The 9,954-nt window shown below is 41.8% G+C and carries 8 protein-coding genes; all 8 read left to right on the plus strand.

What is annotated here, in order from left to right; translation table 11 throughout:
- Positions 1–13 precede the first annotated feature (13 nt).
- Positions 14–700 (plus strand): DUF4843 domain-containing protein, encoded by a 687-nt coding sequence (locus Q5866_RS18690; RefSeq protein WP_303181805.1) that lies wholly within the window; start codon positions 14–16, stop codon positions 698–700.
- A gap of 11 nt (positions 701–711) precedes the next feature.
- A complete protein-coding gene (locus tag Q5866_RS18695) occupies positions 712–2,295 on the plus strand; it encodes a PKD-like family lipoprotein (RefSeq protein WP_303181807.1) in 1,584 nt (527 codons plus the stop codon).
- A gap of 269 nt (positions 2,296–2,564) precedes the next feature.
- Entirely contained in the window at positions 2,565–3,596 is a 1,032-nt protein-coding gene (locus Q5866_RS18700; protein ID WP_303181809.1) for a TlpA disulfide reductase family protein, read from the plus strand.
- A gap of 26 nt (positions 3,597–3,622) precedes the next feature.
- A complete protein-coding gene (locus Q5866_RS18705) occupies positions 3,623–5,503 on the plus strand; it encodes an FG-GAP-like repeat-containing protein (protein ID WP_303181811.1) in 1,881 nt (626 codons plus the stop codon).
- A gap of 29 nt (positions 5,504–5,532) precedes the next feature.
- The gene (locus Q5866_RS18710; RefSeq protein ID WP_303181813.1) at positions 5,533–6,597 is read left to right on the plus strand and encodes a TlpA disulfide reductase family protein; all 1,065 of its coding nucleotides are present in this window, start codon (positions 5,533–5,535) and stop codon (positions 6,595–6,597) included.
- 23 nt (positions 6,598–6,620) lie between these two features.
- The gene (locus Q5866_RS18715) at positions 6,621–7,742 is read left to right on the plus strand and encodes a TlpA disulfide reductase family protein (protein ID WP_303181815.1); all 1,122 of its coding nucleotides are present in this window, start codon (positions 6,621–6,623) and stop codon (positions 7,740–7,742) included.
- Positions 7,739–8,509, plus strand: a complete 771-nt coding sequence (locus Q5866_RS18720; protein WP_303181817.1) for a TlpA disulfide reductase family protein — start codon at positions 7,739–7,741, stop codon at positions 8,507–8,509. The genes Q5866_RS18715 and Q5866_RS18720 overlap by 4 nt, the downstream gene beginning before the upstream one ends.
- A gap of 19 nt (positions 8,510–8,528) precedes the next feature.
- A complete protein-coding gene (locus Q5866_RS18725) occupies positions 8,529–9,614 on the plus strand; it encodes a redoxin domain-containing protein (RefSeq protein WP_303181819.1) in 1,086 nt (361 codons plus the stop codon).
- The last annotated feature ends 340 nt before the right edge of the window (positions 9,615–9,954 follow it).

The following is a 9,954-nucleotide window of genomic DNA, read 5'->3' on the forward strand; positions in this document are numbered from 1 at the left end:
AATATAGAAGAAGATGAAAAATATATTATATTTTGCAGTGGTGCTTTTGTTAGGTGCGGTAGCATGTTCGAAAAGTGAAATTCCCACGTGGAACGAGAAGCCGCGCGTGTGGTTCACGAAAGCGAATGACACGACTCTATTTTCTTTTTATTCTCAACCGGAAGGAGTTGAAAAATACGCGGTGGAAATCGGCATTTCCATGGCGGGAGGCAGAGTTGCAACCGAGCGAACGGTGAAGATTGAGGATTTGGGATGTACCAACGACACGTCACGGTATGAAATATCAGCGGTGATACCTGCTAATCAGAGTTCGGGTGTGTTGCGAGTGACCGTGTATAAGACCGTGAATTTGGGGAATGCACCGGATACGATTGGCTTCAGAATATGTTCGTCGGAAGACTTTGAAGTCGGATTGAACGAGAGTTTGGAAAACGCTTTAGTGATTTCAAGTAAGCTTACTAGACCTGCTTGGTGGGATAAATCGGCAGAGTATAACTTGGGGTATTATTCAGACAAGAAAATGGAGGTAATTATGCAAGTCGAGGGCGCCTTTGATACCTTGAATGCTGGGGGATATTCATGGTATTCTGATGAGATAAAAGTACTGATTTATAAGTTGAACAAATATTGTAAAGACAATAACGTCAAATATAGTGAGGATGATGAAAGTGTCATTGAGTTTGATTATTTGACGAAATAAAGTAGGGTATTATGAAAAAATTGTATTGGATATTTTTCGTGGCAATAACATGGTGTGGTTGTTACGAGGATAAAGGAAATTACGATTACCGGAATTTGGAAGATGTGCAAGTGGCTATCAAAGAGGAGGGGCCACATAGTTTGATGTATGGTGAAACGTTGAAACTTACTTCAGATGTAAAGACTTCAATTCCCGATGTTGATTTGCGGTATGATTGGGAGGTGCAGATGGATACGATATGGTTCAATCCTTTTGTTGCGGTGGCTCAAGGAAGGGATTTGGATTACAAGTGGGAGAATGCAGTTTTGAATAAAGAAAAGACGTATAAGATGCGTTTGAATGTAACGCAAATTAGTAACGGACGTCATTTTTATTCCAATGTGGTAGACGTGATGTTGAGTATGGCCCCTACAGCACTTGGGCTTATGGTGCTTCACGGTGACGAAAATATTTCTGATATAGGTGTGATTGAGGCGGCTGAATTTCAGTTAGTGAAACCTGCTACAGGTTTTATCAATAAAACGGATGTTGCTTACTATTCTGCCAAAAATAGGAATCAGAAGATTGCCGGTAAGGGAACTGGACTCTGGCAAACTTTCCTTACGGGTTCTACTGGAGCCCCGGATAACATTGTTATCATAGCTTTAACTGAAAATAGTTCTGCTGTGGTAAAGAGTAAGACAATGGAAAAAGAAGGCGAGTGGAACGATTTGTTTCTTGGAGGCTTGAACGTTGGGCAACCGGAAGGAATTAGTATGTATAATAATAATTTATATATTTTTGATGGCGGAGATATTTTTACAAGACAACCATATAAATATCGGGTGGCAGTTCCCTTGTACGAGTATGATGAAGGTCGTGATGGACATGGATACAGGTTTTATCCCCAGCTCTTTATTCCATCGGGAAGGGGTATTGGACAGAGTATTTTGTTTGATGTGAATAAATGCGGTTTTGTATCTGTGGGGCAGATTTATGATTTTTCATATTTGGCATTACTGGATATAAATGAACCGGGGATACAAATTCCTTTCAATCCCGGCGATATGCGGGCAGATTTGCTTTATTGGGATGCGGGTGGAAAGTATGGGATGCTTGCTGTGATGAAAAGTAAAAGCGATGGTTCTTATTTTATTGCGGAGATGAATGATGCTGCTAATGATATAAAGGATTTTCCCAAGTATAAATATGAACTGTCCCATATCAATGATGTTAAGAGTGGAAATGTGGTGGATTGGGCATTTGGGAAAAATCAGATAAACATGGGATATTACGCCACTCCACAAGGGGTTTATCATTTCTCGGTAGATGATGGGAATCCGATTCGTCCATCGGAATTGGTAATGGAGAATAATTCCAAGGTGGAATTCGATGGTGATATTACCTTGATGAAGATTTTGAAACCGCAAGTTACCGGAGGAAAAGGGTACTATATGGACAACGTGGTAATGGTGGTAGGAACATACGGCGGAACCTCAGGTTCAGGAAAACTGTATAGTCTGGAGTTAGATCCGAATTCGGGAAAAGTGAAGTCACAATTGGGTATATATGAAGGTTTTGACCGAATTCAAGAAGTCGAAATCAAAGGGTATTAAAATGTGCGAGGGTGCCTGATGCACCCTCGTATCGTATACAAGATAGCAATTTGTAAATAATTACAAAAGTATGAGTAAATCAATGATTCTCATAATCACATTGATTATGGGTTATATGTTTCATGTTTATATACGAGAACAAAAATTAAGTCGGTATAGATAGTACGAAAAATGAAATTCGCCCGGAGAAACATGGTTTGATTTTAAACTTGTTTGCCACTGGTGGATGAAAAACAAACGATAGTAGTTATTTTTTAATGATACAAAAAATGAACAAGAACTTATTGGTTTTAATGATGTTGTCTTTGGCAATGTTTGCTTGCCGGAGGGAAGGGAAGAAAATGTCGTTATCTGGGGAATGGCTTTCTGCCGAAAAGGGACAGATGCTGTATTTAGCTGGTAATGAATGGGTAGATTCCGTTGAGGTTCGGAACGGAAAATTTGAATTTAATTTGGACGGTAAGGAACCGGATGAGTACGTGTTGTCTCGAATAAATAAAGGGGAAAGAGAAATCTTGCTGGTTTATTTGGATAATTGTCGCACGTATCTGAAGTTGGGAGAGGCGGAACAAGTGGGTAATATAGCTTGGATTAAGTGTGAAATAGAGGGAAATCCGGTAGGAGCCGTCACGTGGGATGCGGTGTTTTCGGCGATGAAAGATTTGTGGGGTGAAACTACGATCCGGAAGTTTCGAGAGGTGTCAATGCGCGGGGATTTGGCATCGGCGTTCATATTGTGGAAATATGCGTCCATATGCGTGGAATTCATGACATACGATGAATTGACAGGTTACATGAATAAATTATCCGAAGAGGTAAAACTGAGTCCTGTAGGTAAACGGATGTTTTCCGATTTGGGAGAAGTATTGTCGATGGCAAAGGGTGCAACTGCTCCGGATTTTACGTTGAATACACCCGATGGAAAATCGGTATCTCTTTCCGAATACGTGAAAGGAAAAAAAGTTGTGTTGATAGATTTTTGGGCTTCATGGTGTGCTCCTTGTCGGGCAAAAAATCCGGAAGTGTTAGCTTTATACGATAAATACCATAAGGAGGGCTTTGATGTGCTCGGGGTTTCGCTGGATACTGATAAAGATGCATGGATGAGAGCAATTCAAGAAGATAAACTTCCTTGGACGCACGTGTCGGAATTGCAAGGTTGGGATGGGAATATGCGTGTGCTTTATAATTTTAACGGTATACCTAATTTAGTGCTGGTGGATGGCTCTCGCAGAATATTGGCGACCAGTTCTGAATTGCATAGAGGTTTGAAGGAAGTTGTGGAAAATTTGTTTAAATGATGTTGTATGTAAAAATAATCTACTGTATGAAAAAGAAGTTATTATTAGGTGTAGTTTTGGCGTGGAGTTGTTTACAATTACCAGCGCAGAATCTTCCGGATTTGAATCTTCCGTTACCGCATGATAGTACGCTGTTAGATGTGCGGACAACGAATTTCCCGGAGATGAAAAAACTTTATTTTACTCCACTTGTGGGAGCTCCCGTGTTGGACGGGCCGATACGTGTGGATGGCACGTTACGAGAAATCCGCACGGAGGAGCATGGGTTGGCTTATCCCACTTTGTTTGATTGGAATCGGGACGGTAAACCGGACCTTTTGGTCGGGGAGTTTATCACGGGGCAATCGAGAATCAAAGTATACTTGAACGTTGGGACGAAGAAGAAGCCGAAGTTTACGGGAGAGTGGTTCTACGCCACGGACGTGAATGGAGATGTGATCTCGAATTACCAGTGGTGTTGTATCGGAATTCACCCGCAGATCGTGGACATTGATGGTGATGGTTATCTTGATATTTTTTCTGGGCAATATTATCCGGGTGTAGTGACGTGGTGGCGTGGTGGCGAGAATGGTTTTGAGCCGGGACGCCAGATTCCCCAATTTGGGTATCAAGACGGGAAAAGGTTTGTGTCATTTGGAGAACCGGTTTGGTCGGAGGAATCTTGGTCATACTGGAATTATTCGTCGGCTCGTTTGGCGGATTTCAATGGCGATGGTTTATTGGACTTGTTCGTGGGAGGATGCGGCGGTTATCGGGTGGCGTTGAATACGGGAACGAAAACGGAACCGAATTTTGGACGACGGGAGTTTCTTTATCATGTGGATGGTACGATCCTGCATACGCGACGGGATCCGGAAGTAAAAGTGGAAACCGGTAAAGATTTTTATGTCGTGGGTGCTTGTTCTATGACTGCTCATTGTTACTTGAACCCGGTGGATTGGGATGGCGATGGGGTATTGGATATAATCGCCACGGACGAGTATACGCGTGAAGGAGAACTTGGTATCTATTTTTTACGAGGCGTGATGACAGATGATGGTTTGCGTTTCGAACATGCTCGTCCGCTATTTTTGGCGACAGATGGCAGCAAAGCGTTACCCGGTTGCACGCCACACGTTCAGGTAGTCGATTACAATGGAGATGGAGTACAGGATATTATTATAGGACTTTCGATTCCCACGATTAATGGTTTCGAGGGTGCTGCAGATCTTTATTGGCGTTATACCGGGGATTTGGGCTTACCTTCTCCCGGTAAAGATACGGGCGAGTCGTTGCAGTATTATGAATCGATAGATGATTTGCAGGAAAAGATAGACAAGAGAATGTTGAATAAAGAATTTCTGGTTGGCAAGCTTGATGACTGGAAATACTTGACATTACGTCATCGTGGTTACGTGTTCGTGTTCCCCGGTAAGGAGAACAGGCAAAAGGCGCTGGCAGTACCGATGAAAGCCGGACGGCGGGAATTTGAGTATGACAAACCGGCGAAAAAAGAGTTTAAGTATGAGATGGCGGAAAAGGAACCGGTATCTTATTTCGTGCAGGCTGGGAGAGTATATAAAGAGGAAGATTTTGAAGTTACGGTCAATTTTGAAACTATTGGAACATATCACTTGTACACGAAGAATAAAATAAACGAGAATCAAGTGCCGGTGTCGATTGAAATTACATTACCCGAAGGGTTGAATAAGGCAGGCGAACTGCAATTGCCCCCGGTGAAGTTACACGGGGCAAATGAAGTGTATGATGGTAAAGTTTTCACTTTTACCCAAAGGATAAAAGCAAAACCCGGTATGAAAGGTAAAGTGGATATAAAAGTGAAGGTAACTTACCAGACCTGTAGCGACGAAACATGTTTACCTGTTGTTGAGGAAGAGAAAGTTGTAGAGTTGAACTTAGATAAATAGATATTGTTTAAAACTTGATAATATAAGAGATGAAAAAAATCGGATTATTGATACTAGTTGTATGCATGGGATTATCCTTGGTGGCACAAAATAAAAGAATGACTTTAAAAGGAGAATGTAGTCCCAGTAGAAACGGAGAAAAATTATATCTCGTGGCAGCAGGGGGAAATTCTCCCAGTGATTCCACTATAATTGAAAATGGAAAATTCTCGTTTGCTCTAGAGAAAATTCAGCCTAGAGAGGTGTTATTGTATCGTTTAAATAAAGAGGGACAACCAGAGTGCGTGTTGCTTTATTTGGATTATTGTGACACGTATATTAAATTAACGGATGAAACTTACACGACATTCAACTCGAATTTTATTGAATGTTCCGTGACGGGTAATTCCACGGATGCTGCAATGCGAGAGGTGAATGATGTTCTTATAGGGAAAAATTCTATGCAGGGAAAAGGGACAGACTCTGTTATGGTTGAAAAATTAATGGTAGTGGCGGAACGACATGATATGGCATCCGCGTATGCCTTGTGGAAATATAATTCATACAGTGTCCAATATCCTCGTTTGATGGAAAAGGCGAAAGAGGCATGGGAAAAAATGTCTTTGGATGTGAAACAGTCTGTTGTGGGAAGAGAATTGCAAGAGATAATGAAGCGTTATACGATGCTGGAATCGGGTGCGGTGGCTCCCGACTTCACGTTGAATACGCCAGAGGGTAAGCCGTTATCTATGTATGAGTACGTGAAAGGCAAAAAACTGGTATTGATCGATTTTTGGGCATCTTGGTGCGGACCGTGCCGGAAGGAAGGTGAAAATGTGAAAGCGATATATGCGGATTATAAAGAGAAAGGGTTTGATGTATTGGGTGTGTCCCTTGACAGTAAATTGGAATCTTGGAAAAAAGCAATTGAGGATGATGGGATTCACTGGGGACAAGTATCCGATTTGAAAGGATGGGCAACGCCAATGACAAAATTATATGGTTTTAATGGAATCCCTTATCTTGTTTTGGTGGATGGTGAAGGGCGTATTGTGGCTAAAAATTTGCGGGGAGAAGCACTTCGAGCCAAGGTTGCGGAGATTTGTGGAAAGTAATAAGAATGTAAAAGCGAAAAGAAATGAAAAAGACGATTGGAATAGTTGTCGGATTACTATTTTCGGTAGTGATGGTTCAAGCACAAGATTACGTTGCGTTGGATCGATTCATGAAAAAGTACTGCCAGAATTGGAGAACCGGTTATCAAGAACATGCAGGGGGGGAGGAATTCAGAACGATAGTGCAATTGGGGCAACCGATGCCGGAATTCAATTTTACACGACAGTTGAATAGCAAAAAGTTACAAGGCAAATTTGTGGTTCTGAATTTTTGGGCAACTTGGTGTGGCGGTTGTCGTATCCTTTCTTGTGATATAGATACGGTAATGCGTCGAGAGCCGGGTGTGTACGAGGGCGTCCAAGTAATTGGAGTTGATGCGAACGAAACTTTGACAGACAAAGGATATAAAGCTGAAGAGTGGTGGAAAGAAAAAGGGATTGGTTATCCGACTGTTGGAGGGAAAAATGCCGATGCGTGTTGCGCTTCCATAAAGGGGGGACATCCGACAGCGATATTAGTTGATGCTCAGGGAATTATTCGAGGACGTTGGGATGCTTGGTCGCCCGGAGTGGCAGAGGCAATACATCTGGCAATCTGGGCATTAAAAGTAATGCCCGAGCAAGGAATTCGAACAGAATTGGAAACCGTGCAAATGTATATGGAAAAAGGGGAAGTTTTGAAAGCGCTTTATTTATTGGAGTTAATGCCGGAAGATAAAGATAATTCAGTTCTTCGGTACAAGTGTTTGATGATGGTGAAACCAGAGGAAGCTGTGGTATTTTTTGAAAAATTAAAGCAAAAATACGAGGCGGATAAGCCGGTAGATTCGTGGACTTGGTTTCCTTCTGAAGAATATCTTGAAATTGCGCGAGGCATCGCTGATTGTATTTATGCTTCTTCTTCGAAAGAGTTAGGAGTGTTGAAAAATGGGGTTGATGCCATGCAGGTGGTGATGAATTCTCGGGGTGCAAAGTCATATACAGATTACGAGAAGTTGGGAGAGTTGCGTGTGAAATACGCGGAGATGTACAAACAACGAGGGATTGATATGTTGAAAATGGCTATAAAAGCTGCCGAGGAAAAGAGTCAGGATGAGGCAGAAGTTAAACGTTTGCGAACTAAATTAAAGTTGTATCAGGAATGAAAAAGTTTATATTTATATTTTTATTGCTGGGGACGTTATCTGTTTCAGCGAAAGACGGTCTGAAAAAAAGTAAACAGACCCGTGAAATAGAAAATACGTATGCAGCGGCCTCTCGGAAAGCGGATTTGCGGAAAGACAAGACGTTTATGAAGAAATTGTTGCGAATGATTGCTAAAGCGGACGACGAGGCGGCTTACGTGATAGATCGCTATTATGTTTTTATTTACGCGAGTGGTTTGAAGCAAGCCGTGGCAGAGGCATTGTCAAAGATGCCCGATCGGGTAAGGCAAAGTGAAACAGGGATTCGGGTACAGAATCAGTATTATAGTTTGCGAGATCTGAATGAGGGAGCTCAAGTGCCAGACTTTACGATGAATACACCTGACGGTAAAAGTGTAAATTTTTATACTTTTTTGAAGGGTAAAAAGTGTGTTATCTTGGATTTTTGGGCTTCATGGTGTGGTTGGTGCCGCAAAGAAAGTCCTTTCGTGCAGAAAGTGTATGACCGATACAAGGGGGCTGATTTCGATGTGATCAGCGTGTCGTTTGACACTAAACGCAAGGACTGGGTGCAAGCTATTGAAGAAGATGGAACGACATGGACGCAGGTTTCCGATTTGCGGGGAACGGATGAGGGGTTGTATAAATGGTATAACTTGAATGGTATTCCGGCGATATTTTTGATTGACGGAGAGGGCAGAATTTTGTATAAGAAGTTGCGTGGTTTAGCTATAGAAGAGAAAGTGAAAATGGTTTTAAATAAGTAATGATTATAATAAGAATTGTATGAAAATATTTTGTGTCTTTACATGGATAGTTTTGGTTGGGGTACCGTTTTACGGGTATTCTCAGTGTACTATTCGGGGGAAAGTGAATGGGATGGACGGGAAATGGGTATATTTAAATAGGGGAAGTGCGATCCCTGATTCTGTGCAAATTAGAGGGGGAGAATTTTTATTTAAGACAGGAGAATTAGACGGACCTCGTTATGCGTTGTTTGCGACCAAGGAATGTGGGTTTGGACAGTATTGGATTGCAAATGGTGATGATATAAGATTGACGGAGGAAGAGGGGGGGCAAATTCGAGTGACAGGAGCCAAGGTTGAGGAGGAATACCAGCTCTACCGGAAGCACATGGCAGGAATAGGACAGCGTCAATCTGAAATACTAAAATCGGCGAATGCTGCAGCGGATGCGGGAAATATGGACGAATATAGTCGGTTACAGCAGGAATATGAGAAACTCAAATTGGAAGAAGACAAGGTTTTTATCGAGTTTGCCAAACGCTATCCTGCCAGTCATATCTGCCTAAATCATATTTACAATTGTCGTGTAATGGATAAATATGAATTTCCTCGTTATAGTGCCATGTTCAGTTACTTGACTCCCGGAGCATTTCATGGGCGGCAATGGGAAACTTTCCGGGATATTTACGAGAGGGATAGAGCATTACAGCCGGGGGAAACTTTTCCCGATTTCACTCTAGCGGATGTTTTTGACACCCCGGTGAAATTATCTCAATTACGGGGAAAATATGTGTTGCTGACAATTGGTAGTGGCGTATTGGATGATTATATGGCATTGTTGCTATTGAAAAAAAGTTTGTATGACCGTTTCAGGGCGAAAAATTTGGAGATCGTGGATATTATGGTTGCGGGAGAAAAGAATGATTTGCTTAAGGTGACAGCAAACTATGATGTAGCGTGGTTATTATTAAGTGACTACCAGGCTTGGCTTTCTCCTTTTTTGAGAGAGTGGGGAATAGATAAGATTTGCCAGCTTTTTCTTTTGGATCCTCAAGGGAAAATCATAGCCCGCAATGTGTGGGGGAAGGAACTGAAACAGTTGGTAGAATCTGAATGTCAAAAATAATGTTATTGATATAAGTTTATTTTGATATAAGTGTTTCTTTCGTGTGAAACGCACAGCGGAAGCCCTCTCTTTTGTCCTAAAAACGTGATAAAAAGAGAGGGCTAATTATTTGAATGAATTTTAATAATATGTTAGAAATCTGCTAGGGAATTGTTTCTCGGGACATAATATTTAAATATTATGACAGAAAAACAAACTAACGTAGAGATCGAAAACAACCTCCCGGCAGGTACTGCCGTAGTGGTAAGTGATCGTTACCGTAACGATCGATTTTTCGTGTGGTATAATGACGCGTACCGGATTGTCTTGTGTTCCAATATCGCTTGGTTGCAAGCGGATC

This window comes from uncultured Butyricimonas sp., from assembly GCF_959596855.1.
GTDB lineage: Bacteria > Bacteroidota > Bacteroidia > Bacteroidales > Marinifilaceae > Butyricimonas > Butyricimonas muris.